Origin of the sequence: Streptomyces sp. NPDC048612 (assembly GCF_043199295.1) — a bacterium.
Lineage (GTDB): Bacteria > Actinomycetota > Actinomycetes > Streptomycetales > Streptomycetaceae > Streptomyces.
Genome location: NZ_JBICVV010000005.1, coordinates 146,816 through 173,442 on the forward strand (window position 1 = coordinate 146,816; position 26,627 = coordinate 173,442).

Here is a 26,627-nt window from a genome sequence, read left to right on the forward strand (position 1 = left end):
CGCCGTCGCACCCGAAAAACCCGAACCCGACAACGTCACCACCGTCCCACCCGACGACGGCCCCGAACTCGGACTCACCGACGACAACACCGGAACAGGCACCGACACATACGTGAACGCCACACCATTACTCGTCCCACCCGGCGTCACCACCGTCACCTGCACAGTCCCCGAACCCGCCGGCGCCGTCGCCGTGATCTGCGAACTCGAATTCACCGTAAACACAGCCGACACCGAACCGAACCGCACCGCCGTCGCACCCGAAAAACCCGAACCCGACAACGTCACCACCGTCCCACCCGACGACGGCCCCGAACTCGGACTCACCGACGACAACACCGGAACGGGCGCGGTGACGTAGGAGAAGGTGACGAACTGGTTGCTGGTGCCGCTGGGGGTGGTCACGGTCACCTGTACCGTGCCGCTGCCGACCGGGCTGGTGGCGGTGATCTGGGTGTCGGAGTTGACGGTGAAGGACGGGGACGGCGTGGCGCCGAAGCGGACGGCGGTCGCGCCGGTGAAGCCGGTACCGGTCACCGTCACCGTCGTGCCCCCCGCGGTGGAACCCGAGTTGGGGGACACGGAGGTGACGGTGGGGGTGGCGGCCAGGGACAGTGCGGCGGAGGGGACGGGCGAGTGTGCGGAGCGATTCACGGCCATGGTCCTTCGTGGGCATTGAGCCCCGGCCGGCCCTGAGCAGTAGCGCCGGGCCGGGGCTCGTCATGGGAGGGGAGAGGGCCCGGGCAGGGAAGGTCCCTGCCCGGGCGGGTGGTCCGCCGCCGCCTGGTCGCAGGACCGGGCGGGCGGCGGCTCGGGGTCCGGTCAGATGCCGGGGCCGGCGACGTAGGTGTAGGCGTCGTCGGCCGTGGCGGTGCCACCGCCGGTGGTCACGGTGACGTCGACGGCACCGGCCGCTCCGGGCGGGGTGACGGCCGAGAGGCTGGTGTCGCTGATGACGGAGAACGGTGCGAGCGTGCCGCCGAAGTCGACCGACTGCGTGGTGCTGAAGTTGGTGCCGGTGATGGTCACCACCGTGCCACCGGACGTCGGACCGGAGGTGGGGTTCAGGCTGACGACCGTGGGCGCGTCGATGTAGGTGTACGAGAAGCCGTTGTTGGTGCCGCCCGCAGTGGTGACGGAGACGCCGACCGGACCCGCCGCCGCGCCCGCCGGAACAGTGACGGTCAGCTGACCGTCGTTGACCACGGTCGGGGTCGCGCTGTTGGCGCCGAACGACACCGAGGTGGCGGAGCTGAGTCCGGTCCCGGTGATGGTGACGGTGTTACCGCCCGCCGTGACACCGCTCACCGGCGACAGGGTGGACTTGAACGGCGCGCCGACGTAGAAGAACTGCAGCGGGTTGCTGGTACCGCCGGGTGTGGTCACCGTCACCGGTACGGTGCCCGAGCCGGAGGGCGACGTGACGGTGACCGAGGTGGGCGTGTTGGCGGTGATGGTGGCGTTCTTCGTGCCGAACTTCACGGCGGTGGCGCCGGCGAGGTTGGTGCCGGTGATGGTGACCGTGGTCCCGCCGCCGGTCGATCCCTGGTTGGGGGAGATGGGCATGGTGATGCTCCTTTGATGAGGTGTGTGAGAGGGGGTGCTGAACCGCGACCGGTCGGCCGTTCACCGTCGCCGGTCGGGGGGTTGCGTGATGGAGCAGTCGGCCGAGACCTCGGCCGGACCGTCAGGTGCAGCCCATGACGCTGCCTGACGGAGCACAGTTGTCCGGGGTGTTGTTGCGCACCGCCGTACCCAGCAGCGACACACCGCCGGAGTTGACGTAGATGCCGCCCCCGCTGGAGGTCGCCTGGTTACCGGTCACGGAGCTGGTGGTCAGCGTGATGCTGCCGTTGTCGTTGTAGAGTCCGCCCCCGGCGACGGCGGTGTTGCCGGTGACGGCGCTGGAGAGCAGCGAGACCGTGCCGCCCAGGTTCGAGAGGCCGCCTCCCGGATAGGGAGACACCGCGCTGCCGCCGCGGAGGGTGATGCCCACCGCACTCAACTGGCCGTTGGTGCCGGGCACGTTCGCCGCGCCCTCGACCTGCATGATCCGGAAGGCCGGCGCGTTGGAGGCACGGGTGATGGTGACTCCCAGCCCCACCATGGTGATCGGGGTGGTGATCGGCGGCAGCCCCACCGGCCCGTGGGGCGAGCTGCCGTGAGCACTGGTGAGCTGGATGGTGCAGAACGGAACGAGGGCCAGGGTGTCCCCGCCGGCCGCATTGGCCGCGTTGATCGCGTTCACCAGCGCGTTCTCACTGCACAGCACCGGGGTCTGCGCGTGTGCCGTGGTCGGGGCCGCGGCCAGGGCCGCGGTCATTCCCAAGGTCAGCGCACAGATCCCGAGGATGGATCGCAACGTGCGGACAGTTCGCATGACGCCCCCAGAAAGAGGTGACGTGAGCTACCGCACCATCCGGTCCCCATGAGCGGGCACCGGATGGTGAATGCACTTCCTCAGACGTGGGAGACGCGCTGCCGCGATGCCAGGGCCGCATCACTGCCTGCACGCTCAATCGGACAGAACGGCAGGCCAGTTACCACTCCCCCGAGAGGAATGGGCAGCCCACCGGATTGGAATATGACCAGTTACCCATCGGGGTGAGCGCGCCTGCAAGGGCCGTGCCACCCACTCACTCGAATGGCAGAGCGCGCATCCGCGGCCTCGCAGAACACCGGCGCCGCCGCCCGGCGCCACCCCCGATACGCCGAGCGCCGCCGCATACCGGCCACCCGGCCGCCCCGGGCCGACGGATACCGTCAACTACCCCTGAAGGCCGCGTCCTTGATCGGGCACACGACTACGGTGAGCGGATGACCCACACCTGGAACGCCACCGATGCCGGGGTCCTGCGGCTTCCTTCCGGTCGCCTGGTCCGGGGCCGGGGCCTGAGCCGACCGCTGCCGGCGGGCCCGGCGCCGGACCTCGCCGTCCATCTCCTGGGCAAGCAGCCGCCCGACGTCCCCTGGGAGTCCGTCTGGCTGCGCTGGCCCGACTTCCGGCTGCCCAGCAGCCCTGACCGGGCCCGGGAGGTGCTCCGCACGGCATGGGAGCGTGCCGGGGCCGAACGCGTCGAGTTCGCCTGCGCCGGCGGTCGCGGCCGGACCGGCACCGCGCTGGCCTGTCTGGCGGTGCTGGACGGCGTACCGGCCGGCGAGGCAGTGGACTTCGTACGCCGCAACTACCATCCGCGGGCCGTCGAAACCCCCTGGCAGAAGCGCTACGTCCGCCACTTCACCGGCTGACGGCGAACGGCCCGTCGGGCGCCCCGGCGGCCCGTCCGGGCTCAGCGGCCGAGGCGTCCGCGGACCATGCCGACCATGGCGCCGATTTCCGTCACCTTCATCCAGTGCGCCAGGAGTGCGAAGACACCGAGCAGGACACCGCCGCCGGCCAGCAGCGTCACCCCGGAGCCCACGAGGCCGCTGCCGAGGGCGCGGGTGACCGCGTAGGCCACCCCGCCGCCGGCCAGTGCCGCCGGGAGCGCCGCGGCGGTCAGCCGGGCGTAGGTCCGCAGGACGCGTGCCCCGTCCAGGTCGCCGCCCAGCCGCTTGCGCAGCCGGCGCCAGGCGGTGCCGACGCCGACCGCGTAGGCCAGCCCGTAGGAGGCGGCCATACCGGCGACGGCCCAGCGCGGCGGGAGGAGAAGGAAGCACGCCCCGGACGCGGCGGCGTTCACCGCGGCGACGATGACGGTGTTGAAGAACGGGGTCCTGGTGTCCTCGTAGGCGTAGAAGCCGCGCAGCACGACGTACTGCACCGAGTAGGGAATGAGCCCCGGGCCGAACGCCATCAGCATCCAGCCGATGCCCCGGGCGCCCTCGGCGTCGGTGCCGGCGTAGAGCAGGGTGGCCATCGGCACGCCCAGCGCCAGGAAGGCGAACGCGCAGGGCACGATGGCGACGGCGGAGGTCCGCAGGCCGTGGGAGATGTCCTCGCGGAGCGCTGCCGCGTCCCCGTCCTGGACCGCGCGGGACATCCGTGGCAGCACCGCGGTCATGACCGACACGGTGATGATGGCCTGCGGCATCTGCCACAGCAGCTGGGCGTAGGTGTAGGCGGTGATGCCGGCGCCGGTGTGCCCGGCGTCTTCGGCGAGGGACCCGGCCTCCGTGGCCAGTTGGATGACGACGGTCTGGCCGAGCTGGTTGGCGAGCACGAAGAGCAGCGTCCATTTGGCCAGTCCCATGGCCCTGCCGAGACCGTGGCCGCGGAAGTCGAAGCGCGGGCGGAGGGTGAACCGGGCGTCGCGCAGACCGGGCAGCATCGCCAGCGCCTGTACGGCGAGGCCCAGGAGGGTGCCGAGGCCCAACAGCCGTACCCCTTCGGGGGTGATGGTGGAGGAGCTGACGCCGGACTCGGTGACGCCGCCGAAGGCCCAGATGAAGGCCCCGAACGTCGCGATGATCACGACGTTGTTGAGCACCGGGGTCCACATCATCGCGCCGAAGCGGCCCCGGGCGTTGAGGATCTGGCCGAGCACCAGGTGGGCGCCCATGAAGAACATGGTGGGCAGGCAGTAGCGGGCGAACTCCACGGTGACGGCCATCCGCCGCGGGTCGGCGGCGATCCCCGGCGACATCATGTGCACCAGCAGCGGAGCCGCCAGCACACAGAGCACCGTGACGCCCGCCAGGACCACCAGGACCAGGGTGATCAGACGGTTGGCGTACGCCTCGCCACCGTCCTCGTCCTCCTTCATGGCCCGCACGAGCTGCGGTACGAAGACGGCGTTCAGCGCCCCGCCGCCGACCAGGAAGTAGATCATCGCGGGCAGGACGTTGGCGACCTGGTAGGAGTCGTTGAGGGTGCCGACGCCGAGCGCCGCGGCCATGACGAGGGTGCGGAGGAATCCGGTGGCCCGGGAGACGAGGGTGCCCGCCGCCATGACGGCGCTGGACCTGAGCAGGCCCGAGGCGCCGCCGCGCTTGGGACCGGATATCGGCTCACCGGAGGGGGCCGGGGGCGCCGCTGCGGGCGGCTCTCCGTCCGCCACCGGGCCGTCGTGCGCCCCGCGCGGCTCGGTCGGGTACGGCTTCCCCAGCCGTGGCCGCAGCGGGACCGTGTCATCCGGAAGGAGCCGGCCCCCCGCCTCCCGGCCGTCGTTCCCCTGCCCCTGCGCGTTCATGACGTCCCCACCTTGTCCTGCCCCGGCCCGTGAAAGGGCCCCGTCCTCGCTCGACGGGACACTCTTTCACTGACCGGGCGGGGTCACCTCATGCGGCCTGCACAGGGGCGGAGTTGGGCCACTCTGGGGGCGCGGTTCCGGAAGTCGTCGTGCGCTCCGGAGGCCGAGCGGGTCAGTCGATCTGCGCTCCGGTCTTCTCCAGGGCCTCGCGCACGGGCTGGTAGTACGTCATACCCCCCGAGGAGCAGGCGCCCCTGCCGCCCGAGGTGATGCCGAGGGCCGTGTCGCCCTCGAAGAGCGAGCCGCCGCTGTCCCCGGCCTCCGCGCAGACGGTGGTCTGGATCAGACCGTCGACCGGTCCCTCCTGGTAGTTGGCGGTCACGTCGAGCGCGACGACGTCACCGTCCCGTACGTGTGTGGAGCCGCCGCTGCGCCGCACCTTCTGACCGACGATCGGGTCGCCCGCCTGGGTGATGGCCTGCATGCTGCCGTTGTAGAGGTCCACCGCGCCGGGGTGGGTGACGTCGGCGGCGGTGTACTTCACGATCCCGAAGTCGTCACCGGGGAAGGTCCCGGCCTCCGTCACCGCGATCTGGTCACCTCCCTGCGTCGCGGACCAGCTCCGTACGGCGTTGGTGCAGTGCCCCGCGGTCAGGAAGTACGGCTGTCCGCCCTTGGTGACGTTGAAGCCGAGCGAGCAGCGCGCCGCGGTCCCCCAGATGGCGTCGCCGCCGGCGATCAGCGGCCGGAGGGTGTCCGCCGACTGCCGGACGGTGGCCCGGTCCCCGAGCGAAGCGGCGACCCGCTTGAGCCGCTCCAGCTTGTCGCCGCGGACCGTGCGGTCGGCGGTGATGACCACCTGGTTGGTCCTGGGGTCCATTCCCCAGGAGGTGCCGGGGATGGTGGCCTGCTTCTTGAGGGTGGCGCGGGCGGCGTCCAGGGAGGCGAGCGAGTGCTTGACGACCCTGGCCTCGGCACCGGCCGCCCGTGCCTTGGCCGCGGCGTTCTCGGTGGTCACGTTGACGACGAGTTTGTGGCGCGCGGCGTCGTAGTAGGCGCCGGCCCCGTCGGCGCCGAGGGTGGAACTGATGCCCTTGGCGCGCTGTCCGGCAGCGCTCGCCGTCGGGGGGTCGGGGGCCGCCTCGGCGGGGGCGGCATCGGCGGTCTGCAGGGTGAGGGCGGCGGCGGTCAGGGCCGCCATCAGACCGGCACCGGTGCGGACGGTGCGGGACATCGGTACGCGGGTGTGCTTCAACTCGGGACCTCGGGTGGGGTCGGACCGGGCGAGGGTGTCGGGCCCGGATGCGGTTGCTTCGTCGCCTGCCCCACCTGGAGGGGCTGTCGGCACCGCCCGCGGCCCGGGGGCCTGACATCGCGGCGCGGACGTATCTCTTCCTGTCCGCTGCGCGCACCACACCCGCCCGGCCACAGGTCCGCGGGAATCACCTGTACGGCGGCGGTTTCGGCGGGCTCGCCGAGCGCTGGACCGTATGAGTGAAATCGCTCCACCGCCCTATGCAGGGGGCGTGCCGCGGTGGGTCAATCGTGCTATCCGCGCGACGGGGCCGCCCATTCCTCCGCACGGGGCAAGGAGCCAGTCCTTCCCATCCGTTCCCGGGCGACCCACCGGCGCAGCCATACGTCAATCAGTGGTGCTACGGGCCCGGGCGTTCGCCGCAGGAGGCCTCTCGTGCACCATCTCTCCGGTCCGTCGTCCGAGCCAACCGCCGTGCCGGGACGCCCCGTTGGCGGTCAGCGCGGCGCGCCTCCCCCGGCCGCGCACGGTACGTCTCCCGCCCCCAAGCGGTTGTCCTCACTGACCGGTCTGCGCTTCGCCGCCGCCGTCGCGGTGCTCTATACGCACAGCATGCTGATGATCGACCCGGATCTCGCCGAGAACCTCGGGCCCGAGGTGTGGGTGGGCGGCAGTGCGGTGTCGCTCTTCTTCATTCTGAGCGGCTATGTGCTGACGCACTCCGCCCACCCGGACGACACCGCACGCGCCTTCTGGCGGCGGCGGGCCGTCAAGATCTTTCCCAACCACATCGTCATCTGGTGCGTGATCATCGCCGCGCTCATCGGTACCGGCGCGTCGACGTTCACCGGCGGTGCCGGGATCGCGGCCGGGCTCTCCAGCCTCTTCCTGGTGCACACCTGGGTGCCGAGCCATCTCTTCGTCTCCGCGGGCAACCCCGTTTCCTGGTCCCTCGCGGCCGAGGTCTTCTTCTACCTGCTCTTCCCCGTCATGCTGCCCTGGATCAAACGGCTGTCGCCGCGTGGGCTGCTGATCGGCGCGGCAACGGCACTCGCGGTGGTCTGGTCGTGGCCGGTGTTCTGCGCGCTCGTGGTCAACCCGGACGGGGCGTCGTTCCCCGAGTACTGGTTCCTGTACATGCTGCCGGTCACCCGGCTGCCCGAGTTCGTCCTCGGCATGATCGCGGCGCGGATCGCCGCGTCCGGTCTGCGGATTCCACGGATCGGCGTCATCCCGGCGGCGCTGGGCGTCATCGGCGCGGTCGTCATCAACCCCGAGATCCTGCCGCAGCGCTTCCTGTACGCGGCGTCGACCGTGGCCCCGCTCGTCATGCTGGTGTACGCGACCGCGGAGCTGGATCTGCGTGACCGGCGCTCGGTGCTGCGCGCCCGGCCGGTGGTGTTCCTCGGTGAACTCTCCTACGCCATGTACCTGGTCCACTTCCTGGTGCTGGGGCTGCTGTACCTGGGGCTGAGAGGCCATGGCTGGAGCAACCTCGATGTGGTGCTGCTCGCCCTGCCGTTCGTCCTGCTGGTGTCGTGGCTGCTGCACGCCGGGGTGGAGCGGCCCTGTGTGCGCCGCTTCTCCACCTCGCGCGCCCGCGCCCGGTCCCGTGCGGCCGCGGCCTCATGAGCGCCGGACGCTGCCCGGGCCGGCGACGGGCGCAGCCGCCGCGCCGGGCCTTCCCGCCACGGTGCGCGATCACGACGACGTCCCGGCCCGCCGTCGCGTGCCACAGCCCGCTGGTCCGGCTCGGCCGGTTCGCGCTCCGGCCGCGGAGAGCCGGCCTCGCGTATCGCACGCACCGCCGCATCCGACGGCCACGCCCGCGCCACCAGGACGACAACTGAGAAAGGAGTGCCCCGTGACGAACGAGCGAAGCGCGCGGATCGCCGCCCACAGACCCCGCTACCAGGAGGAGTTGGCGCACGGGCTGGGGCGGTTCTTCGATCCGGAGCGCACCACCTGCCCGTGGTGCGACTCCACCCGCCTGCGCCGGCGTCTGCGCACCACCAACCATCCCCAGCGGAAACCGGGAAGCTTCGTCCTCGACCAGTGCCGCAACTGCGGGCACGTCTTCCAGAACCCGCGGCTAAGCGCGGACGGCCTGGATTTCTACTACCGCGACTGCTACGACGGGCTGGGCGAGGCGACGATGGCGCGGATGGCCGCCTCACCGCTCGCCGTCAAGCTCTACCGGACCCGCGCACGGGCCCTGCTCCCGTTCGGCCGCCCCGCACGCTGGCTGGACGTGGGCACCGGCCACGGCCACTTCTGCGCCGAGGCCCAGCGCATCCACCCGCGGACCGAATTCCACGGGCTCGACTGGGGCGAGGGCGTCGACATCGGCGCACGCAACGGGCGCATCTCCCGTGCCTACCGGGGCTCCTTCGCCGGTCTGGCGGGCCAGTTCACCTGCCAGTACGACGTGGTGAGCATGTACCACTACCTGGAGCACACGCTGGCACCACGGCAGGAACTGGCCGCCGCGCACACGGCGCTCCGGCCGGGCGGGCACCTCCTGATCGAGGTTCCCGACCCCCAGTCCGCCGCCGCGCGGCTGCTGGGCCGCTGGTGGGGGCCGTGGCTCCAGCCCCAGCACCTGCACCTCATCCCCCTGGACAACCTCTGCGCCGCACTGACCGAGCAGGGCTTCACCGTGGTGGCCACCGACCGGCGGGAACCCCACATCCCCACCGATCTGACCTCCGCCGCCGTGAACGTGCTGAACTCCGTGCTACCGGGCGAGGACCTGCCCTGGCTGCCCAGGAAGCCCGGACCGGTCAGCCGCTGGGTCCGCGGGCTGTCCCTGCTGGCCGCCGCGCCCGCCCTGCTCGTCCTCTTCGGGATCGACATCCTGCTGGCGCCCCTCACCCGGCGCACCCGGCTGTCCAACGCCTACCGGGTGATCGCACGCCGGGACTGACCGCGCCGGCCTGCACAACGGCGCACGACCACAAGCGTTTCCGGCTCCGGGGCGCCGCGGTGGCTAGCCCACCCGGGTGAAGCCCTGCGCGCTCGGAATCGCCGGAACTCAGGGAACGGAACACTGCCGACCATGCACATCCTCATCGCTACCGCGGGTTCGCACGGGGACGTGGCCCCCTACACCGGCCTCGGCGCCCGGCTGCGGCAAGCCGGACACCGGGTGGTGGTGGCCACCCACGCACGCTCGGCCGAGACGGTCCGCCGCAGCGGCCTCGGCTTCCGTCCGCTTCCACTCGACCGCTACGCCACCGCAGCGGCGGCCGCCCCCCAGGACAACCGGCCCGGAAAGGCCGCCGGGGCCGGTCTCTCCAAGGTCGAACAGATAAAGCTGGCACGGGAGTTGGCGCCGGAGATGGCGGACGCGGTGGCGGAGGCCTGTGCGTCGGGGCCGGAAGTCGTGCTGCTGTCCAGCAGTCTGGCCCCATTGGGTCTCGTGGCGGCGACGGGGCTGAGGCTGCCCTGCCTCGGCGTCTTCCTCCAACCCCTCGCGCCCACCCGGGAGTTCCCGCCGGTCATCTTCGACATGCCGTCGATGGGGCCGTTCGCCAACCGGGCCGCGGCACGGTGCGCCGAGTCCCTGCTGGCCCGCGCTTTCGCCCCCGGCGTGCACCATCTGCAACGCCAACTGGGCGTACCCCAGGCCGTCCTCGAACGGCGTCAGGCCACCTGGCCGGTCCAGCACGGCTTCAGCCCGGTGGTGGTCCCCCGCCCCGTCGACTGGCGGCGGGGCATGGACGTGGCGGGCTACTGGTGGCCGTCGGAGGCCGCCGACTGGACGCCGGAGCCCCGGCTCGCGGACTTCCTGCACGCCGGTCCGCCGCCGGTGTACGTGGGGTTCGGCAGTATGGAGCCCACCGACCCGGAGCGGCTCGGGCGCCTGGTGGCGCGCGCCCTGAAACTCGCCGGAGTGCGCGGCATCGTCCAGACGGGCCGGTCCGGCCTGTCGGCGGACTCCGGCCTGTCGGTGGCCGGGGACGAGGTACTGACCGTCGGCGAGGTGCCGCACGCCTGGCTGTTCCCGAAGATGGCGGCCGTCGTCCATCACGCGGGGGCCGGCACCACGGCGGCCGGACTGCGCGCGGGCGTACCGGCGGTCCCGGTACCGATGATGCTGGACCAGCCCTTCTGGGCCTCGCGCCTCACCGCACTCCGGGTCAGCCCGGGACGGCTCCCCTTCCGGCGACTCTCCGCGGAGAACCTGGCGGAAGCCCTCCGCAAGGCCGTACACGACCCCCGGTACCGCCACCGCGCCCGACAGGTCGCCACCTTGCTCGGCACCGAGGACGGCGCCGGCCGGGTCCTGACGGCCGTGGAGCAACTGGCGGGTCGGTGACCAGGGTTGCTCTTCGGGACCAGGGGCCTGTCCGGCAGCACACCTCGCTAAAGCTCCTGGTCCTGGTCCTGGGCCAGTTCCTCCCTGCTGATGCTGCGAAGCGCAACTTCAGCAGGCTGCGGATGCGGTGGGCGCGGGCGGAGTTCCGCGTCAGCCGCGGCCGAGGACGCAGAACTCGTTGCCCGCCGGGTCTGCCAGGACGACCCAGGAGACGTCGCCCTGACCCACGTCGGCCCGTGTCGCGCCGAGGCCTTCGAGACGGGCGACCTCCTTCGCCTGATCGTCGACGGGGTCGGACATCACGTCGAGATGGATACGGCTCCACACGACCTCGTCGTCAGGCGTGCGGCGGAACTCCAGGTACGGCCCGACGCCCTTGACGGAGCGCAACAGGGCGCGGTCGTCGGTCAGTTCGTGCACGGTCCAGTCGATCGCCTCGCCCCAGAACCGGACCATGGCCCGCGGGTCGGGGCATGCGACGACCACGGCGGCGATCGGCCCGGTGTCCCGGTAGAGCTCCCGGGGCTCCAGGACGCTGAACACGTTGCCTTCCGGGTCGGCCATCACCGTCCACGGCACGTCGCCCTGGCCCACATCGGCGGACGTCGCCCCGAGTTCCTTCAGACGTGCGACCAACTCCGCCTGATGGGCGTCGGAGGTGGTGGCGAGTTCGAGGTGCACGCGGTACCTCACCGTCTCCGGGTCCGGGACGCGGACGAGATCGACGCAGACGGCGGACGGGTCCGGCCAGTCCAAGCCCACGGGTACCAGGTTGGTGACGCCGGGCCCTTCGCTGGAGACATCCCAGCCGAGCACCTCCGCCCAGAACCGGCCGAGCGCCGAGTCGTCCCCGGCCTTGAAGTTCACCTGAACAAGATGCAGCGTCATTCCGCACACCCTAGCGATCTCTCATCGGGCAGGCATGCGAATTCCGGCTCGTCCTGCCGCGCGTACGGCACCGCCCCGCCCACCCCGCCGTCGCCCGGCGCGCCATGGCCGCCGCGCCCTCGGGCGGGGTCGTCATACGCTGCGCCGCAGCCGGCTTTCCCGAGGAAGGACCCTGCATGAACGAGGCGTTGACCCCGAAGTTGATCTCCGCCATCCACCAGGACCGGGCGGACACGGTGGCGGCGCTGTTGCGGCAAGGTGCCTCGCCGTCCGCGCCGGACGCCGACGGGGAGACGCCGTTGTACGTGGCCGCGGTCTCGGGGCGGTCGGACATCGTGCGGCGGCTGCTGGAGGCGGGCGCCGCGCCCGACACGGAGAGCAGGGGCGAACCGGGAAGTGAGGGACTGCCCCTGTGTGCGGCGGCCTGCTGGGGTCATGACGAGACGGTGCGCGCACTGCTCGAACACGGCGCCGACCCCAACCTGAGGGAGGACGACGGCACTTCGTCCACCGCCTTGATGTGGGCGGCCGACAACGGCCACCACCGGACCGCCCAGCTCCTGCTGGACGGCGGGGCCGAACCGGACATGGGCCATCCCCGCCGCACCCCGTTGATGGCGGCGGCCGCGCGGGGGTCGATCGCGGTGGTGCGGGCCCTGTTGCGCCATGGCGCCGATCCGCGGCTCACGGATGCGGAGGGCCGTACGGCCTGGCACCTGGCCCGTGCCGAGAGCGGCAAGGACATCGAGAGCGAACTGCGCCGGAGGCTGGGCGCTGCCCCGGACGCCCGGTGCGAGGTGCGCCGCAGCCCGCGCCCCGAGGGCACCGAACTGGTCGAGCTCGTCATCTGCGCGCCGGACGGCAGGCCGGGCGCCGAGTACCACCTGGAGACGGGGCACGCCGCGATCGTGGCCCTGCTGGAGGAGAACACGCGGGAGTGAGGCGGCCCGGCCCGGGGGCGCACCGGATTCCCCGCACGCCCCGGCCAGAACGACCGGGACGTGCCCGCATCCTGCGGTTTAGCGAACCTCGGCCCTATTCATAGGATTTCTGCTTTTCTCGGGCTTCTGTCTGCATTGTGTAAAACCATGGGCGTTGCCGGGATGGAGTGAGCGCCACAGGTGCATGGTCATTCCTGCCCGGCCAACGGCGGGGCAGCTCACATCACGGCAACGCAGAAAGGCATGATCCGAAATGATTGACGGGTTCAAGCGCGCCTTCGCTCTCGGCGCCGCCACACTGGCCCTCGCCGGAGGTGCCGCCTTCTCCTCGGCGGGAGCCGCCTCGGCCACGCCGTCGCACCCCGGCGACCACTCGCCCACGAGGCACGTGGACCGGGGCCACTGTCACATGGTTCACGGTCACTGGGTCCGGGTCTGGCACCCGGGCTGGCGCGACCGCGACGGTCACCGCCACCCGGGCCACTGGACCCGGACCTGGCACCGCGGCCACCTCGTGTGCCACAGACACTGATCACGGCGCACCAGTAGTTGCCGGGCCCCCGAGCCGCTTGCGGTTCGGGGGCCCTGTGCTGCGCGGCCGGGCCGTCGCGGCCGTGTTCAGTGGACGCCGTGCGGCCGGAACTGAACGCTGATCCGCGGCCCCGTCGCCCGGGTGGACTTGGGGATCGCGTGCTCCCAGGTCCGCTGGCAGGAGCCGCCCATCACGAGCAGGTCACCGTGCCCGAGCGGGTGCCGTACGGAGCTCCCGCCGCGCCGCGGGCGCAGCAGCAGATCGCGCGGCGCCCCCACGGACAGGATCGCGACCATCGTGTCCTCGCGCCTGCCGCGGCCGATCCGGTCGCCGTGCCAGGCCACGCTGTCGTGGCCGTCGCGGTAGTAGCAGAGGCCGGCGGTGGTGAACGGTTCGCCGAGTTCGGTGGCGTAGTGGGCGGAGAGCGCGGTCCTGGCCTCGTCCAGGACGGGGTGCGGCAGCGCGTCATCGGCCTGGTAGAAGGCGAGCAGCCGCGGCACGTCCACCACCTGCTCGTACATCCGCCGGCGCTCGGCCTGCCAGGGGACCTCCGCGGCGAGCCGCTCGAAGAGGGCATCGGCGCCGCTCAGCCACCCGGGCAGCAGATCGACCCAGGCACCGTCACCGAGCGCGGACCGGCGTATCCCGCGCAGCGGACCGAGCCGGATCTCGTCGGTCTGGTCGAAGAGCGAGCCCTGGAGGTGCGTGGCCATGCCGCCAGGGTACGCCCAGAATCGAATACATGTTCTGACGTGTGGACTGCGAGAGCGGCGAGAGACGTCAGGGGAGACGGCTCGTCGGGCGAAGCGCTGACCGGGTGCAGGCCTTGCCCGGCCGCGGCGGCGGGGGCAGGCTGAAGGTATGGGCAACGGAGAGGGCCCCACTCTCATCGCTTCCGTGCAGCGGGCCTTCCGGCTGATGGAGGCCGTCGGCGCCCACGAGGGCGGTGCCCCGGCGAAGCAGCTGGCACGGGAGACGGGGCTCCCCCTGGCCACCACGTATCACCTGCTGCGCACGCTGGCGCACGACGGGTACATCCGGAAGCTGGGCGACGGCGGTTTCGTCCTGGGCGAGAAGCTGGGCACGCTGCACTCCGGGGGACGGAGCCAGGCGCTGCTGAGCCGTATCCGGCCCGCGCTCGCGGCACTGCGGGACGACCTCTCGGCGGCCGCCTACCTGACCCTCTACGAGGACGGCGAGATCCGGGTCGTCGAGATCGTCGACGGCCCCCGGGCGCCGCGGGTGGACCTCTGGGTGGGGTTCGAGGACGCCGGGCACGCCACCGCGCTGGGCAAGTGCGTACTGCGCGAGATGGACGACGAGGCCCGCGACGACTACCTCTCACGGCACCCGCTCGCGGATCTCACCCCGCGCACCATCACCGGCCGCACCGAACTCCTCCGACGACTGGGCACGTCACCGCTGGCGCCGGCGGTGACGGACATGGAGGAGTACGCGCTCGGGACATTCTGTGTCGCGGTGCCGGTGTACAGCGGGGAGATGCTCGGCTCCCTCGGTGTGTCACTCCGGGCGGACCGGGTCGCCCGGGTCGACGAGGTCCGGAACCGGCTGATCCCGGCGGCGGGCCGGGTGACCAGGGGACTGTCGCTCACTATCTGAAATTCCGGTCCTTGCGGCCGCCGCTCCGCTCCCCGTTTCCTAGATGAAACGGACATTTAGGCACGTACGTGTCGTGAGTAGGAAGCGAGCGGTGGACTAGGACATGCGCCCAGCCCGAATCCATCACCACGCCCACCGGCCGCAGTCGCCGCGAGCGCATCGCCTCTCCGCTCTGCGGATGACCGCCCGGCGCCCCCTCCGGTCCCGGGGCGACGCGCCGTCGGGCGGTGCGGGCGCCCTCCGGCACTTCGCCGCCGCGGTGCCGTTTCTGCTCACCGCCGCCGTCGCGTGCCTGGCCCTGGCGGACGACACCGGGATGAGCTGGCTGCCGCTGCTCGCCGTCGGCCCCGCACTGGCCGCCGCCACCAGCGGACCGTGGGGTGTGCTGCGTATCGGCGCGCTGGCCGTGGGCCTGGGCACGGCCATCGGGGTGCATGCCGGCACGCCGGATCGTGAGCTGGCGATCGTCCTGTCCGCGCTGACCGCCGTGACCTTGGCCAGCAGTCTGGCCGGCGCCCTGCGCAGACGCCGGGAACAGGTGCTGGCCGCGGTCCGCTCGGTCGCCGAGGCCGCCCAGCACGCCTTCCTCAAGCCGGTGCCCGCGACCGTGGGGCATTTCCAGGCGGCGGTCCACTACAGCGCCGCCGCGGCCGAGGCACGCATCGGCGGTGACCTCTATGCGCTGGTGCCGACCCCTTTCGGCATCCGGCTGATCGTCGGCGACGTACGCGGCAAGGGGCTGCCCGCGGTCGGGGTCGCCGCCCTGGTCCTGGGCGTCTTCCGGGAGGCGGCCTACGACGAGCCGGACCTCCTCGACGTCGTCCACCGCATCGAACGGAGCCTGGCCCGCAATCTCGGCCCGGACGACTTCGTCACCGCGGTGATCGCCGGGTACCCGGAAGCCGACCGGATGGAGCTGGTCAACTGCGGGCATGCCGCGCCGCTGCTGGTCCAGGAGTCGGGCGTGCTGCCCGTGGAGCCCGCCCGGCCGGCCCCGCCACTCGGCCTGCGGTCCCTGGCCGGGGAGGTCCCGGCCCTCCAGGAGGTAGCGCTGGCCGACGGCAACCAGCTGCTCTTCTACACCGACGGTGTGACCGAGGCCCGCGACCACCAGCGGGAGTTCTATCCCCTCCGGGAGCGACTGGCCCGGCACCTCTCGGCGGAGCCGTCACGCACCCTCGCCGCGCTCCACGAGGATCTGCTCACGCATGTGGGCGGAGAACTCCATGACGACGCCGCGATGCTCCTGCTCCGTAAGCCGGCCGTCGCCGCGGCGGTACCGGAGGGCCTCGACGCACCGGCCGGCCGGTGCCCGTCCAGGCCGGTGGCCGCGGAGTAGGACGGCGGGCCACCGGGGCGGAGGCCGTATCGACGGCCGGCACGGCTGGGGCAGTCTGAAGGGCAGCAGCCGGGCGGGCTGAGTACGGGGGCAGCTGCTGCGCCACCGGCGCCGCGGGCCGCCCTACCCCTCGGCGAGCAGTCCCTGGCGCAGGGTGGTGCAGGCGCGGGTCAGCAGGCGTGAGACATGCATCTGGGAGAGGCCCAGTTCCTCGCCGATCTCGGCCTGTGTCATCTCCGCCCCGAAGCGCAGCTGGAGGAGGGTGCGGTCCCGGTCCTCCAGCTTGGCCAGGTGGGGCTTGAGGGCCTGGACGTCCTCGGCCAGGGCGAGGGCGGGGTCCTCGGTGCCGATGAGGTCGGCGACGAGTCCGGTCTCCTGCTTGCCGCCACCACCGGCCTGGATGGGCCGGTCGATGGAGTCACTGTCGTAGCCGTTGCAGGCCACCAGGCCCTCCGCCACCTCGTCCTCCGTCATGCCGAGATGGTCGGCCAGCTCCGCGACGGACGGCTCGTGGCTGCCCTGCCCCTCCAGCTCCTCCCGGGCCCGGGAGAGGTCGATCCGGAGCTCCTGAAGGCGCCGCGGCACCCGTACCGACCAGGTGGTGTCGCGGAAGAACCGCTTGATCTCACCCTGGATGTACGGGACGGCCAGTGTCGTGAACTCCACGTCACGGGACGGGTCGTAGCGGTCGATGGCCTTGATCAGACCGATCGTGCCGACCTGCAGGACGTCCTCCATGGACTCCCTGCGGCTGGAGAAGCGGCGGGCGACGTAGCGCACCAGGGAGAGGTTCATCTCGATGAGGGTGTTCCGCACGTACTGGTACTCCTGCGTGCCCTCCTCCACCTCCTCCAGGCGCTGGAGGAAGAGCTTGGACAACTCGCGGGCGTCGGCGGGGGCGACGCGTTGCGGAGCCGGGATGCGCGGCAGCACCGTCGGCTCCGGAACGGCACACACCTTCGACATGGTCTCCGGCTCCATTCCCGCCGCCGTGGTGCTGTTGCTCCTCATGCTCTGGCTCCTGCCTGTTGCTGAGCCCCCGTCGCACGGTCCCCTACCCGCCGGTGTCACATGCATGTCCGGTGGTTCTCATGGGTGCAACTGACGGCGGAGTGCGCGCTGTTGACGGGGCCGGTGACGGGGTGGAGGCGGAGGTGGAGGCGAAGGTCGCGGCAGAAAACTTCTTGCTTCTGCGATGGCGTCATGACAGCATCATTAATGCAACTGATGTTGCGATAGCCGTTCCGTCGTCTGTGGGCTCGTCCCGCTCCCACCCCTCCCCCGCCGAAAGGAGCCTCCCCGGCAATGACCCCACACTCCGCCGCGTTCCGGCAGATCCCTGTCTCCGATGCCGACGCGGGTCCGTACGCCCTCACCACCGGTCCCGATGGCGCCCTGTGGTGCGCCCTGGTCCACGCCGGTCAGATCGCCCGCCTCACGCCGGACGGTCAACTCGACCGCTACACACTCGACTCCACGACCTGCGGACCGTCGGTGATCACCTCGGGGCCCGACGGTGCGCTGTGGTTCACCCGAAACCGGGACCACCGGATCGGACGGATCACCGTGACCGGCCGGGCGACCTCGTTTCCGCTGCCCACCCCGGACAGTGGCCCCTTCGGTATCGCCTCCGCCCCCGATGGCGCGCTGTGGTTCACCCAGCTGCACAGCGACCGGATCGGCCGGATGGGCACGGACGGCCAGGTGACGGAGTATCCGCTGCCGGTCAGTGGCGCCTTCCCCTCCGGGATCACCACCGGTCCCGATGACGCCCTGTGGTTCACGCTCAATCAAGGCCATGCGATCGGTCGTATCGGCTTCGACGGCGAGATCGCCCTCCACCCCCTCCCCACCCGGAACGCCGCACCGGTCGGCATCACCTGCGGCGGGGACGGCGCACTCTGGTTCGTGGAGATAGGGGCCGGCCAGATCGGCCGGATCACCACCGAGGGCCGGATCGACGAGTTCCCCCTCCCGGACCCGGCGTCCCGGCCCCATGCGATCGTCGCCGGACCGGGCGGCGACTGCTGGTTCACCGAGTGGGGAGCCAACCGTGTCGGCTCCATATCCCCTGACGGCCGTATCGAGGAGTACGAGCTGCCGGTCGCCTCGTCCGAACCGCACGGCCTCGCCTTCGGGCCGGACGGCGCCCTCTACGTGGCGCTGGAGATCGGGGCGGTGGCCCGGCTGGCGCTGTAGCGGTGGCCTGGCCGGCGCGCCAGGGGGTCCGGCCGGTGTTCGGGGGCATCGCTCATGAGCGGGCCACCTCTCGGCCGCGACGCGCCGCATGCCGTCACGCAGGGCCACCGTCCGCCACGCAGAGGGGTCACTCATGTGTCGCACCGCGGTGTCGCTGTCGGCGGGCTCCGTCCGGGTGTCACCATCGACAACACAGGTATCGACAGCACAGGGATCGACAGCACGGGCATCGTCCCTGGCCGCAGGGCAGCCGGCGATGCTGTGAAGGGACAGCCCACGGGCGGACGGCCCGGTGGGCCCAGGCCCGAGGAAAGGTGCCGCCATGAGCAGTCCAGCCGCCCGGGGGCGGATGCTGGGTGACCTTGTCGCCGCGAGCCATGTGGTCACCCTGGAGCAGATCCCGGACCTGGTCGCCAAGCACGCGGCCAAGGTCGGCTGGCTGGATGTGCAGATCTACCTCGCCGATCTCCAGCAGGTGATCCTGTGCCGGCTCCGGGGCCGGGCGACCGGCCCCGAAGGAGAACAGGAACCGGCGCCGGACGTGGTGCGGGTGGAAGGCACGCTCGCCGGCCGGGCGTTCCAGACCGGGGGCATCGTCGCGGGCACCACTTCCGAGAGCGGCCAGTGGTGGGTGCCGATGCTCGACGGCACCGAACGGCTGGGGGTGCTGCGCGCCACCGGCGCCCCGGACACGGAGATGGACGCCCAGGCGGCCCAGGACCTGCGCAACCTCGGCGGACTCATCGCCTTGATGGTGGTCAGCAAGCGAGGGGGAAGCGACACCTACGCCCGGCTGGTGCGGCGCCGGCGGATGAACGTGGCCGCCGAGATGGAGTGGCGCGTCATGCCGCCCCGGACCTTCGCCACCGACCGGGTGCTGATCAGCGCGGTGATGGAGCCCGCCTACGAGGTCAGCGGCGATGTCTTCGACTACGCCATCGCCGAGGAGACCGTGCACCTGGCGCTCTTCGACGCCATGGGCCATGACACGGCCGCCGGACTGACCGCGAATCTCGCGCTCGCCGCCAGCCGCAACCACCGTCGGCGGGACTGCGGCATCCTGGAGATCGCCGAGGCCGTGGAGCGGGCCCTCGTGGAGCAGTTCGGCTCGCACCGCTTCGCCACCGGCCTCCTGGCCGAGCTGAACGCCGGCACCGGAGTGCTGACCTGGACCAGCCTCGGACATCCGCCACCGGTCATCATCCGCAACGGGCGCACAGCCCTGACCCTGTCCTGCTCGCCCGCCCCTCCCATGGGCACCGACCTGGGTGTGCCGCCGACGCTCCGCCGGGACCAACTGGAGCCCGGCGACCGGCTGTTGCTCTACACCGACGGCATCACCGAAGCGCGGGACCACACCGGACAGGAATTCGGCCTGGAGAGCTTCGCCGACTTCCTCCTCCAGCACCATGCCGACGGACTGCCGGTGCCCGAGACGCTGCGCCGGCTGATCCGCCGTCATCTCGCATACCACAACGGTCGGCTGGAGGACGACGCCACCGTGCTGCTGCTCGAATGGAGCGGCCCCACCCCCTACCGCCCCGCCCGTGTCGAGGCCCTCGCCGGTCTCCCCGAACACACCACTCCCGCCACGGCGCTGCCCACCGCCTGGACGGCTCCCGACACCGATGCCCGGTGAGGCGTCCGTGCCAGGGGCCAGGTGGCAGGGCGTCGTCGTGGCGGTGCGGAGTGACGGTGAGTCGGGGGAGGCGGAGCGGCCGGGGGCGGCGGGCCCGGTGGTTTCCGTTCCGTGGCCAGGGGCAAACGGTGTGCACCCTCGACGGCACCGGAAGAGCCTCTGGAGGCACCCCATGCACCCGACCAGCGCGATACCCCTCACCGGACGGGCCGCGGCCCGCCGTGCCGCCCGCAGCCCGGCGGTCCGGATCGCGGCCCGTGGTGGTTTCGTGGCACGGGGCGTGATCTACCTGCTGGTGGGGGTGCTGGCGCTGCGGATCGCGTTCGGTGACTCCGGTGAGCAGGCCGATCGGGGCGGGGCGCTGGCGGAGATCGCCGCCCGGCCGTTCGGCGGCGTGCTGATCTGGGCACTCGGCCTGGGCCTGGCGGGCATGGCGCTGTGGCGCCTGTCCGAAGCGGGCTTCGGGGCGGCCGGGCCCGACGGGCACAAGACCGGGACGCGGCTGCTGTCGTTGGCCCGTGCCGTGTTCTACGCCGTGGTGGCGTTCTCCGTCATGTCCTTCGCCGCAGGGGAGAAGAGCAGCGGCAGCGGGGCCAGCGACCAGCAGTCCCGGGACGCCACGGCCCAGGCGCTGGGCCTGCCCGGCGGCCCCTGGCTGGTGGCGGCGGCGGGAGTGGGCATTGCCGCCGCCGGGGCCTGGATCGCGGTGCGCGCCGCTCTCCGGAAGTTCCACAAGCATCTCGACCGGAGCGGCATGTCGGCCCGGCAGCGGCGCGGGGTCGATGTGCTGGGCATCACCGGCGGCCTCGCCCGCGGTGGGGTGTTCGCGGTCGCCGGGGTGTTCGTCGTCAAGGCCGCGGTGACCTACGACCCCGACCGGGCCAAGGGCATGGATGACACGCTCCGCTCCTTCACAGACACCTCGGCCGGTCCCTGGCTGCTCGCCGCGACCGCCGCGGGACTCGCCCTGTTCGGCCTCTTCTCGTTCACGATGGCCAGGTGGCGCACGATGTGACGGCGCGGCGCCCTGCCACGCGGACGGCGCAACTCCGAGGCCGCCCACCGCGCTTCGCCGACCGTCCACCGCCCACCGCCCACCGCCCACCGCCCACCGGAGCGTCACACACCGGCCACTCCCCTGCCCCACGACGCCTTGCCCCACGACAGGAGTTCACCCCGTATGACCGAGACCCATGAGAACGCCCGGACGGTGCGAGCCGCGTTCCGCGCGGAGGCCTTCGTCCGGAACGGCCGCTGGCACCTCGAGATCGCCAGCCTCGACCGCGAGCCCGAACGGGGTGACACCGAGGCGCTGCTCGTCACGCTGTGGCCCGTCGAGGACACCCCCGACGGCACCGGCTTCCCCGCCGACGCACTCCGCGGGCAACTGCGCGAGAACGGCTTCGCCCTCACCGACCCGGGTCACGGCACCGGTGGCTGGACGGCCACCGGCGAGCGGGGCCACTACACCGCCGCCTGCTTCCCGACGGGCGAGACGGCGGCCTGACCCGCTCGGCCGGGACGGCCCGCCCCCCCGGAGGTGGCGGACGGTCAGCAGACATGCGGAGGCGCCGGAGGGGCGGGGCACGACAGAGCCCGCTCCCCCGGCGCCGTCTGGTCAGCCGGTCTGGAGCGTCGCGTCGTCGACGACGAAGCTGGTCTGCAGGCTGCTGTCCTCGGTGGCGGTGAAGGTGAGGGTGATGCGCTGGCCGATGTAGGGGCTCAGGTCCACGCTGCGCTGGGTGTAGCCGCCGGCGGCGTCGGTGTTGGAGAGGGTGGTCAGGGTGGTGTTGCCCACCTTGACCTTGAAGGTGTCGTAGGCGACGCGCTCGTTCTCGTCGGTGTCGATGTGCAGCCAGTAGGACAGGGTGGCCTTGCCGCATCCCGCGGGCACGGTCACCGTCTGGCTGAGGGTGTCGGAGGCGGAGGAACCATAGCCGCCGAGCCAGGCGAACCGGCTGCCGCTGTGGGCGGACTGACCGGAATGGGCGCCGATCGCGCCGGTGTCACCCGTCCAGGGTGTGGTGCCGCTCTCGAATCCGCCGTTGGCCAGGAGCTGTTGGCCGGTGCAGCCGCCGGACCCCTTGACGGTCAGGGTGTAGGTCGCGCTGTGGGTGACGGACCCGGTGCCGGTGATCGTGAGGGGGTAGGTGCCGGGTGCCACGCCGGAGGTCGTGGCGACGGTCATGGTGGAGCTGCTGCCGGAGGTCACCGAGGCCGGGTTGAAGGACACCGTCACTCCGGCTGGGGCGCCCGTGGCCGACAGCTTCACGGTCTGCGCTGAGCCGTTGGTGGTCGCCGTGGAGACGGTGGCGGTGGCCGAGGCGCCCGGGTCGACGCTGCCGGCGGCCGGGCTGGTGGCCAGCGAGAAGTCGTTCGCCGGGGTGGAGTCGCCGACCGCGACCTGCCACAGGGTGGCGGCGATGCCGTCGACGGCGCGGTTCAGTCCGGTGACGTTGATGTTGCTGGTGGTGTCGCAGGACTGGTGGTAGCAGGGGTCGTAGGCGCGGTTGGCGGTGCCGCCCCACTTGGCCGCCTGCGCCGAGGTCTTCCGGGCACTGGCGCCCATCGCGTATCCGGAGGTGGGGATGCCGGCCCGCTCGAAGGAGTAGTCGTCGGAGCGGCCGGCGCCCTCGGTGTTCTCCTCGGGCTGGAGGCCGAGGGAGTCCCAGTACGCCTTCATCGGCTGGGCCGCGGCGGAGGTGACATGGTTGATGAAGTAGCCGCCGTTGGTCGAGGCGATCATGTCGAAGTTGTAGTAGGCCTTGATCTTCGACCGCTCGGCGGAGGAGAGCGAACCGACGTAGAAGTCGGAGCCGTTGAGGCCCTGCTCCTCGTCCGTCCACCAGGCGAAGCGGGCCCGGGACGCCATGGTGGGGTGCTGTTCCGCGAGGGTGAGCGCGGTTTCCAGCAGTGCGGCCGAGCCGGAGCCGTTGTCATTGATGCCCGGTCCGGCGCCGACGCTGTCGAGGTGGGAACCGAACATATAGACCTTGCTCGCGTCGCCCTGCGGCCATTCGGCGATCAGGTTGGGGCCGGCTCCGGTGGCGCAGCCGGAGGTGCAGGGCTGCTCGGTGACGGTGTAACCGGCCGCCTGGAGCTTGCTCTTGGCGTAGGCGACGGAGTCCCGGTAGCCCTGTCCGCTGGACTTGCGGTTGCCGCCGTTGCGGGTGGCGATGTTGTTCAGCTCGGTGAGATGTGCCTGGACCTTGGCCACATCGATGTCCGGGGCAGCGGCGAGGCCGCGGGCCGCCGCACCGGGCGCGGCGCTCACGGCCCGGTCGGCCGAGATCGCGGTCGGGTGGTTCCGGGAGGTGGCCGCGGCCGGGGGAGCTACGGCCAGGGCGGCCGCTCCGAGGGTGGCGGCGAGGGATATCCCGGCCACCGCGAATCTTCGAAACACCATGGCTCCTTGAGGGGGTAGGGAGTGCTACCGACGGAGGTTCTGGTGGAGCGCCGGGCCGTGGCAGCGCCTTGTGTCGTCCGGCCGGTGCCGACCAGGTGGGGCTGGTGCGCGACAGGAGAAGACATGTCCATGACCCAAGCCGCCGTACCATCACACGCGGCACCCCCGGCGTCAACGGATGTCTCCGCGCGGAGCGGTGTTTGACGGAAAACGGCAGCCGGCGCCCGATATCCGGGCACTTCCCGGCGCCTGTGGCCGCTGCCGGACCCGGCCGGCCCGGCCTCCGGTGAACACGGCGAACCCCCGCCCCGGCTCGGAAGCGGGGCGGGGGCACGGGTTCCGCTCATGCGGACGGCGGGCCGTCAAGCGGCCGGTGCCTAAAGGAAGCTGACGTTCTGGGCGAGGGCGAGCCGGCTGGAGTAGTTGATGGTGTTGGTGGCGGAGCGCATGTAGGCGCGCCAGGCGTCGGAGCCGGACTCGCGGCCGCCACCGGTCTCCTTCTCCCCGCCGAAGGCGCCGCCGATCTCGGCGCCGGAGGTGCCGATGTTGACGTTGGCGATACCGCAGTCGGAGCCCTCCGCCGACAGGAAGAGCTCGGCCTCCTGCTGGTCCCGGGTGAAGATGCTGGACGACAGGCCCTGCGGGACGTCGTTGTGCAGGGCGATGGCCTCCTCCAGGGTCTCGTAGGTCTGCACGTACAGGATCGGGGCGAAGGTCTCCTCGCGGACGACGTCGGTCTGTGCGTCGACGCGGACGATGACCGGCTCGACGTAGCCGGCGTGGGGCGCGGCGTCGGTGAGGCGCCGGTTGCCGCCGGCCAGGATCTTGCCGCCCTCCGCCTGGGCGCGGGTGAGGGCGTCCTGCATGGTGGCCAGGGCCTGCGGGGTGATGAGGGGGCCGACGAGGGTGGTCTCGTCGAAGGGGTCGCCGATGGGGAGCTTCTGGTACGCGGCGGTCAGCCGGGTGATGAGGGTGTCGGCGATGTCCTGGTGGACGATGAGGCGGCGCAGGGTGGTGCAGCGCTGCCCGGCGGTGCCGGCCGCGGCGAAGACGATGCCCTGGACGGCGAGGTCGAGGTCGGCGGAGGGGGCGACGACGGCGGCGTTGTTGCCGCCGAGTTCCAGCAGGGTGCGGCCGAAGCGGGCGGCGACGCGGGGGCCGACCTCGCGTCCCATGCGGGTCGAGCCGGTGGCGCTGACCAGCGCGACCCGGGGGTCGTCCACCAGCTTCTCGCCGACGGCGCGGTCGCCCAGCAGCAGGCGGTGCACCTCGCGCGGGGCTCCGGTCTCCTCGGCGGCCCGGTCCAGCAGCCGGTCGCAGGCCAGCGAGATCAGCGGGGTCAGCTCGGAGGGCTTCCAGATCACGGTGTCGCCGCAGGCCAGGGCGACGGCGGTGTTCCACGACCAGACGGCGGCGGGGAAGTTGAACGCCGAGATCACCCCGACCACGCCGAGCGGGTGCCAGGTCTCGGCGAGGCGGTGCCCGGGGCGCTCGGAGGCGATCGTGCGCCCGTAGAGCTGGCGGGACAGGCCCACCGCGAAGTCGCAGATGTCGATCATTTCCTGGACCTCGCCGAGCGCCTCGGAGCGGATCTTGCCCGCTTCGATGGTGATGAGGTCGGCCAGGTCGCTCTTGTGCTCACGCAGCAACTCCCCCAGGCGCCGGACGAGTTCGCCGCGCCGGGGCGCCGGGGTGGTGCGCCAGGTCAGGAACGCCTCGCGGGAGGCGGCGAGGGCGTCCTCGGCGTCGGCCGCGGTGGCGGCCCGCAGGCCGAGGAGGTCTTCCCCGGTGATGGGGCTGCGGGCGTGGAAGTCCTCGCCTTCCGGGACGGTGACGCCGACGCGGCCGAGCGCGGCAAGGGCGCGGGTGCGCAGGTCCTCGGTGGTGGGGAGGGCGGTGGCGGTCATGATGCTCCTTGGGTGGGGAGGGGTGGGGTGACGGATCGGCCGGGTGAGCCGGGTCAGCCGGGCAGGCCGTCCAGGGCGAGTTCCCTGGCGACCCGCCCGAGGGAGCGGTTCTGCTGCTCCTCGTAGAGGTCGAAGGGGTCCAGGACCTCACGGCCGATGGCGCCGGAGAGCCAGGCGCTGTCGTAGGCGATGCCAGTGCGGTCGTGGTGCCTGGAGCCCTCGTCGCTGAGGTTGGACTGGAAGATGCCGGCCGCGGAGCGCGGCAGGAAGTCCTCGTAGACGAGGGGTTCGGCCCGGACCCAGCCCTGTTCCAGCAGGGCGTCGAGGTCGGCGGGCGGGCGGCTGCCGTCGGCCGGGCGGTCGGACGCGACGTGGTAGGTGAAGTGCGCCAGGCCCTGGGCGGCGAGGGCGCGCTCGGTGTCGGGGAAGGCCTCCGCCCACAGGGCGCGGGCGACGTCGGCCCGGTCGGCCTGCGGGTCGCGGGCGGCGCGTTCGTCGACCCGGGCGAGCAACGCGTCGTAACGGGCCCGGCCCTGGCGGGTGAGGGCGATCCCGCGGGCCTCGACCTCACCGAAGCGCACCCGCAGGGCGCCGCTGGTCACGCTGCCGTCCGGGGTGCGCAGGGCCCGCGGCTCGGCGAGCGCACGGAACGAGGTCTGGCGCAGCAGGACATCGGGGCCCTGCCACCGGGGCGGCCCCTGAATGGTGTCGATCATCTCGATGCCGCGCTCGGTCATCCGCCGGTAGAGCGCGTCGATATCGAGGACGCGGGGGGTGAGGTGGTTGATGTGGGTGCTGCGCACGCCACCGATGTCAGCGGCGACGGCGGAGACCTGCTCCAGGGTTTCGTACCAGGCCTTGTCGACGGGCTCCGGGGAGAGTTCGAAGGCCTGCACGGCGAGGTGCAGGAACCGTTCGGCGTCCGTGTCGGACAGTTCCCCGGCGGCCTCCGCGCGGTCGGCGAGAGCCAGCAGCTCCGGGGGGAACAGCTGGCGTCCGGCGAGGAAGTCCTCCAGCCGGTCGCGGAGTTCGGGGTCGAAGAACCGGGGGTCCGCCGGGGTCAGCATGGAGGTGAAGACGCGGAACGGGTTCCGGGCCAGCTCCCCGCCGTCGACGGGACGGAAGGCGGTCGACACGACGGGGACCGCGCTGGCGGCGGCCTCCCGCAGGTCGTAGAAGCCGACCGGGTGCATGCCCAGGGCGCCGAAGATGCGGGCGACCTGTTCGAGTTCGCGGGGTGTGCCGACCCGGATGGCGCCGTGCCGTTCCGCGGTCACCCGGCTGATGGAGCCGAGGCGCTCGGCGTCGGCGCCCTGCTCGCGCAGCACCTCCTCGTTGACCTCGCGGGAGACGTCCACGAGCGTGGTGTAGGCGGGCACCTCCCGCCCGTACATCTCGGAGAGCCGCCGCGCGAAGGCGGCGCGCAGTTGCCACTGGCTGAACATCGA

23 protein-coding genes are annotated in these 26,627 nt (G+C 72.1%); 12 read left to right on the forward strand and 11 right to left on the reverse strand.

All coding sequences use genetic code 11. From position 1 onward, the window contains the following. The 3 genes from ACGFN2_RS10845 to ACGFN2_RS10855 form a co-directional block, all read right to left on the reverse strand. Positions 1-660: IPT/TIG domain-containing protein (locus ACGFN2_RS10845; RefSeq protein ID WP_393359453.1), on the reverse strand; the 660-nt coding region annotated here is incomplete at its 3' end. A gap of 162 nt (positions 661-822) precedes the next feature. Continuing rightward, positions 823-1,566: an IPT/TIG domain-containing protein gene (locus ACGFN2_RS10850; RefSeq protein ID WP_362607195.1), complete on the reverse strand. Its 744-nt coding sequence runs from the start codon at positions 1,564-1,566 to the stop codon at positions 823-825. 121 nt (positions 1,567-1,687) lie between these two features. Beyond that, on the reverse strand, positions 1,688-2,362 hold the full coding sequence (locus ACGFN2_RS10855; RefSeq protein ID WP_362607193.1) for a hypothetical protein: 675 nt from the start codon (positions 2,360-2,362) through the stop codon (positions 1,688-1,690). A 455-nt stretch (positions 2,363-2,817) separates the two neighbouring features. Here ACGFN2_RS10855 and ACGFN2_RS10860 point away from each other — a divergent pair, with 455 nt between their 5' ends. Beyond that, complete coding sequence (locus tag ACGFN2_RS10860) at positions 2,818-3,249, forward strand: protein-tyrosine phosphatase family protein (RefSeq protein WP_362607191.1); 432 nt, start codon at positions 2,818-2,820, stop codon at positions 3,247-3,249. Positions 3,250-3,290: 41 nt separating this feature from the next. Here ACGFN2_RS10860 and murJ read toward each other — a convergent pair whose 3' ends face one another. Continuing rightward, on the reverse strand, positions 3,291-5,132 hold the full coding sequence (gene murJ / locus ACGFN2_RS10865; protein ID WP_393359218.1) for a murein biosynthesis integral membrane protein MurJ: 1,842 nt from the start codon (positions 5,130-5,132) through the stop codon (positions 3,291-3,293). A 172-nt stretch (positions 5,133-5,304) separates the two neighbouring features. After that, positions 5,305-6,366, reverse strand: coding sequence for a S1 family peptidase (locus tag ACGFN2_RS10870; RefSeq protein WP_362607188.1), 1,062 nt, complete (start codon positions 6,364-6,366; stop codon positions 5,305-5,307). Between the two features lie 68 nt (positions 6,367-6,434). On the opposite strand from ACGFN2_RS10870, the gene ACGFN2_RS10875 reads away from it, so the two are divergent. From ACGFN2_RS10875 to ACGFN2_RS10890, 4 genes are all read left to right on the forward strand, one after another. After that, positions 6,435-6,626 (forward strand): hypothetical protein, encoded by a 192-nt coding sequence (locus ACGFN2_RS10875; protein ID WP_362607187.1) that lies wholly within the window; start codon positions 6,435-6,437, stop codon positions 6,624-6,626. A 313-nt stretch (positions 6,627-6,939) separates the two neighbouring features. Then, entirely contained in the window at positions 6,940-8,019 is a 1,080-nt protein-coding gene (locus ACGFN2_RS10880) for an acyltransferase family protein (RefSeq protein WP_393359221.1), read from the forward strand. 232 nt (positions 8,020-8,251) lie between these two features. Then, complete coding sequence (locus ACGFN2_RS10885) at positions 8,252-9,313, forward strand: class I SAM-dependent methyltransferase (RefSeq protein WP_362607184.1); 1,062 nt, start codon at positions 8,252-8,254, stop codon at positions 9,311-9,313. Positions 9,314-9,445: 132 nt separating this feature from the next. Further along, complete coding sequence (locus ACGFN2_RS10890) at positions 9,446-10,708, forward strand: glycosyltransferase (RefSeq protein ID WP_393359223.1); 1,263 nt, start codon at positions 9,446-9,448, stop codon at positions 10,706-10,708. Between the two features lie 150 nt (positions 10,709-10,858). On the opposite strand, the gene ACGFN2_RS10895 is transcribed toward ACGFN2_RS10890, so the two are convergent. Next, positions 10,859-11,596, reverse strand: a complete 738-nt coding sequence (locus ACGFN2_RS10895) for a VOC family protein (RefSeq protein ID WP_393359225.1) — start codon at positions 11,594-11,596, stop codon at positions 10,859-10,861. Between the two features lie 176 nt (positions 11,597-11,772). Here ACGFN2_RS10895 and ACGFN2_RS10900 point away from each other — a divergent pair, with 176 nt between their 5' ends. Further along, on the forward strand, positions 11,773-12,537 hold the full coding sequence (locus tag ACGFN2_RS10900; protein WP_362607179.1) for an ankyrin repeat domain-containing protein: 765 nt from the start codon (positions 11,773-11,775) through the stop codon (positions 12,535-12,537). Positions 12,538-13,155: 618 nt separating this feature from the next. Here ACGFN2_RS10900 and ACGFN2_RS10905 read toward each other — a convergent pair. Next, positions 13,156-13,782 (reverse strand): alpha-ketoglutarate-dependent dioxygenase AlkB, encoded by a 627-nt coding sequence (locus ACGFN2_RS10905; protein ID WP_393359227.1) that lies wholly within the window; start codon positions 13,780-13,782, stop codon positions 13,156-13,158. Positions 13,783-13,930: 148 nt separating this feature from the next. Here ACGFN2_RS10905 and ACGFN2_RS10910 point away from each other — a divergent pair, with 148 nt between their 5' ends. Together ACGFN2_RS10910 and ACGFN2_RS10915 are read left to right on the forward strand one after the other, a co-directional pair. Continuing rightward, positions 13,931-14,689, forward strand: coding sequence for an IclR family transcriptional regulator C-terminal domain-containing protein (locus tag ACGFN2_RS10910; RefSeq protein ID WP_362607176.1), 759 nt, complete (start codon positions 13,931-13,933; stop codon positions 14,687-14,689). Positions 14,690-14,792: 103 nt separating this feature from the next. Beyond that, positions 14,793-16,028 carry a PP2C family protein-serine/threonine phosphatase gene (locus ACGFN2_RS10915; protein ID WP_393359229.1) on the forward strand — a complete coding sequence of 412 codons (1,236 nt, stop codon included), beginning with the start codon at positions 14,793-14,795 and terminating at the stop codon, positions 16,026-16,028. Between the two features lie 123 nt (positions 16,029-16,151). Here ACGFN2_RS10915 and ACGFN2_RS10920 read toward each other — a convergent pair whose 3' ends face one another. Then, positions 16,152-17,039: a SigB/SigF/SigG family RNA polymerase sigma factor gene (locus ACGFN2_RS10920; RefSeq protein WP_393359231.1), complete on the reverse strand. Its 888-nt coding sequence runs from the start codon at positions 17,037-17,039 to the stop codon at positions 16,152-16,154. A 294-nt stretch (positions 17,040-17,333) separates the two neighbouring features. On the opposite strand from ACGFN2_RS10920, the gene ACGFN2_RS10925 reads away from it, so the two are divergent. The 4 genes from ACGFN2_RS10925 (at position 17,334) to ACGFN2_RS10940 (ending at position 21,373) form a co-directional block, all read left to right on the forward strand. Beyond that, on the forward strand, positions 17,334-18,227 hold the full coding sequence (locus ACGFN2_RS10925; protein ID WP_393359233.1) for a virginiamycin B lyase: 894 nt from the start codon (positions 17,334-17,336) through the stop codon (positions 18,225-18,227). 349 nt (positions 18,228-18,576) lie between these two features. Further along, the gene (locus tag ACGFN2_RS10930) at positions 18,577-19,866 is read left to right on the forward strand and encodes a PP2C family protein-serine/threonine phosphatase (protein ID WP_362607205.1); all 1,290 of its coding nucleotides are present in this window, start codon (positions 18,577-18,579) and stop codon (positions 19,864-19,866) included. 172 nt (positions 19,867-20,038) lie between these two features. Further along, positions 20,039-20,881, forward strand: a complete 843-nt coding sequence (locus tag ACGFN2_RS10935; RefSeq protein ID WP_393359235.1) for a DUF1206 domain-containing protein — start codon at positions 20,039-20,041, stop codon at positions 20,879-20,881. Positions 20,882-21,046: 165 nt separating this feature from the next. Beyond that, positions 21,047-21,373 carry a hypothetical protein gene (locus tag ACGFN2_RS10940; RefSeq protein ID WP_362607172.1) on the forward strand — a complete coding sequence of 109 codons (327 nt, stop codon included), beginning with the start codon at positions 21,047-21,049 and terminating at the stop codon, positions 21,371-21,373. 111 nt (positions 21,374-21,484) lie between these two features. Here the strand turns inward: ACGFN2_RS10940 and ACGFN2_RS10945 are convergent, their stop codons facing one another. The 3 genes from ACGFN2_RS10945 to ACGFN2_RS10955 form a co-directional block, all read right to left on the reverse strand. Next, entirely contained in the window at positions 21,485-23,272 is a 1,788-nt protein-coding gene (locus ACGFN2_RS10945; protein WP_393359237.1) for a M28 family peptidase, read from the reverse strand. A 377-nt stretch (positions 23,273-23,649) separates the two neighbouring features. Next, a complete protein-coding gene (locus ACGFN2_RS10950) occupies positions 23,650-25,179 on the reverse strand; it encodes an aldehyde dehydrogenase family protein (RefSeq protein WP_362607169.1) in 1,530 nt (509 codons plus the stop codon). Between the two features lie 53 nt (positions 25,180-25,232). Beyond that, complete coding sequence (locus ACGFN2_RS10955) at positions 25,233-26,624, reverse strand: VOC family protein (RefSeq protein WP_362607167.1); 1,392 nt, start codon at positions 26,622-26,624, stop codon at positions 25,233-25,235. Positions 26,625-26,627 lie beyond the last annotated feature (3 nt).

What these genes read in the sequence shown, in the direction of transcription:
- ACGFN2_RS10850 (WP_362607195.1), bottom strand. Translation starts at nt 1,566, where the DNA reads ATGCCCATCTCCCCCAACCAGGGATCGACCGGCGGCGGGACCACGGTC.
- ACGFN2_RS10860 (WP_362607191.1), top strand. Translation starts at nt 2,818, where the DNA reads ATGACCCACACCTGGAACGCCACCGATGCCGGGGTCCTGCGGCTTCCT.
- murJ (WP_393359218.1), bottom strand. Translation starts at nt 5,132, where the DNA reads ATGAACGCGCAGGGGCAGGGGAACGACGGCCGGGAGGCGGGGGGCCGG.
- ACGFN2_RS10870 (WP_362607188.1), bottom strand. Translation starts at nt 6,366, where the DNA reads ATGTCCCGCACCGTCCGCACCGGTGCCGGTCTGATGGCGGCCCTGACC.
- ACGFN2_RS10875 (WP_362607187.1), top strand. Translation starts at nt 6,435, where the DNA reads ATGCGGTTGCTTCGTCGCCTGCCCCACCTGGAGGGGCTGTCGGCACCG.
- ACGFN2_RS10890 (WP_393359223.1), top strand. Translation starts at nt 9,446, where the DNA reads ATGCACATCCTCATCGCTACCGCGGGTTCGCACGGGGACGTGGCCCCC.
- ACGFN2_RS10895 (WP_393359225.1), bottom strand. Translation starts at nt 11,596, where the DNA reads ATGACGCTGCATCTTGTTCAGGTGAACTTCAAGGCCGGGGACGACTCG.
- ACGFN2_RS10900 (WP_362607179.1), top strand. Translation starts at nt 11,773, where the DNA reads ATGAACGAGGCGTTGACCCCGAAGTTGATCTCCGCCATCCACCAGGAC.
- ACGFN2_RS10905 (WP_393359227.1), bottom strand. Translation starts at nt 13,782, where the DNA reads ATGGCCACGCACCTCCAGGGCTCGCTCTTCGACCAGACCGACGAGATC.
- ACGFN2_RS10910 (WP_362607176.1), top strand. Translation starts at nt 13,931, where the DNA reads ATGGGCAACGGAGAGGGCCCCACTCTCATCGCTTCCGTGCAGCGGGCC.
- ACGFN2_RS10915 (WP_393359229.1), top strand. Translation starts at nt 14,793, where the DNA reads ATGCGCCCAGCCCGAATCCATCACCACGCCCACCGGCCGCAGTCGCCG.
- ACGFN2_RS10920 (WP_393359231.1), bottom strand. Translation starts at nt 17,039, where the DNA reads ATGAGGAGCAACAGCACCACGGCGGCGGGAATGGAGCCGGAGACCATG.
- ACGFN2_RS10925 (WP_393359233.1), top strand. Translation starts at nt 17,334, where the DNA reads ATGACCCCACACTCCGCCGCGTTCCGGCAGATCCCTGTCTCCGATGCC.
- ACGFN2_RS10930 (WP_362607205.1), top strand. Translation starts at nt 18,577, where the DNA reads ATGCTGGGTGACCTTGTCGCCGCGAGCCATGTGGTCACCCTGGAGCAG.
- ACGFN2_RS10935 (WP_393359235.1), top strand. Translation starts at nt 20,039, where the DNA reads ATGCACCCGACCAGCGCGATACCCCTCACCGGACGGGCCGCGGCCCGC.
- ACGFN2_RS10940 (WP_362607172.1), top strand. Translation starts at nt 21,047, where the DNA reads ATGACCGAGACCCATGAGAACGCCCGGACGGTGCGAGCCGCGTTCCGC.
- ACGFN2_RS10945 (WP_393359237.1), bottom strand. Translation starts at nt 23,272, where the DNA reads ATGGTGTTTCGAAGATTCGCGGTGGCCGGGATATCCCTCGCCGCCACC.
- ACGFN2_RS10950 (WP_362607169.1), bottom strand. Translation starts at nt 25,179, where the DNA reads ATGACCGCCACCGCCCTCCCCACCACCGAGGACCTGCGCACCCGCGCC.
- ACGFN2_RS10955 (WP_362607167.1), bottom strand. Translation starts at nt 26,624, where the DNA reads ATGTTCAGCCAGTGGCAACTGCGCGCCGCCTTCGCGCGGCGGCTCTCC.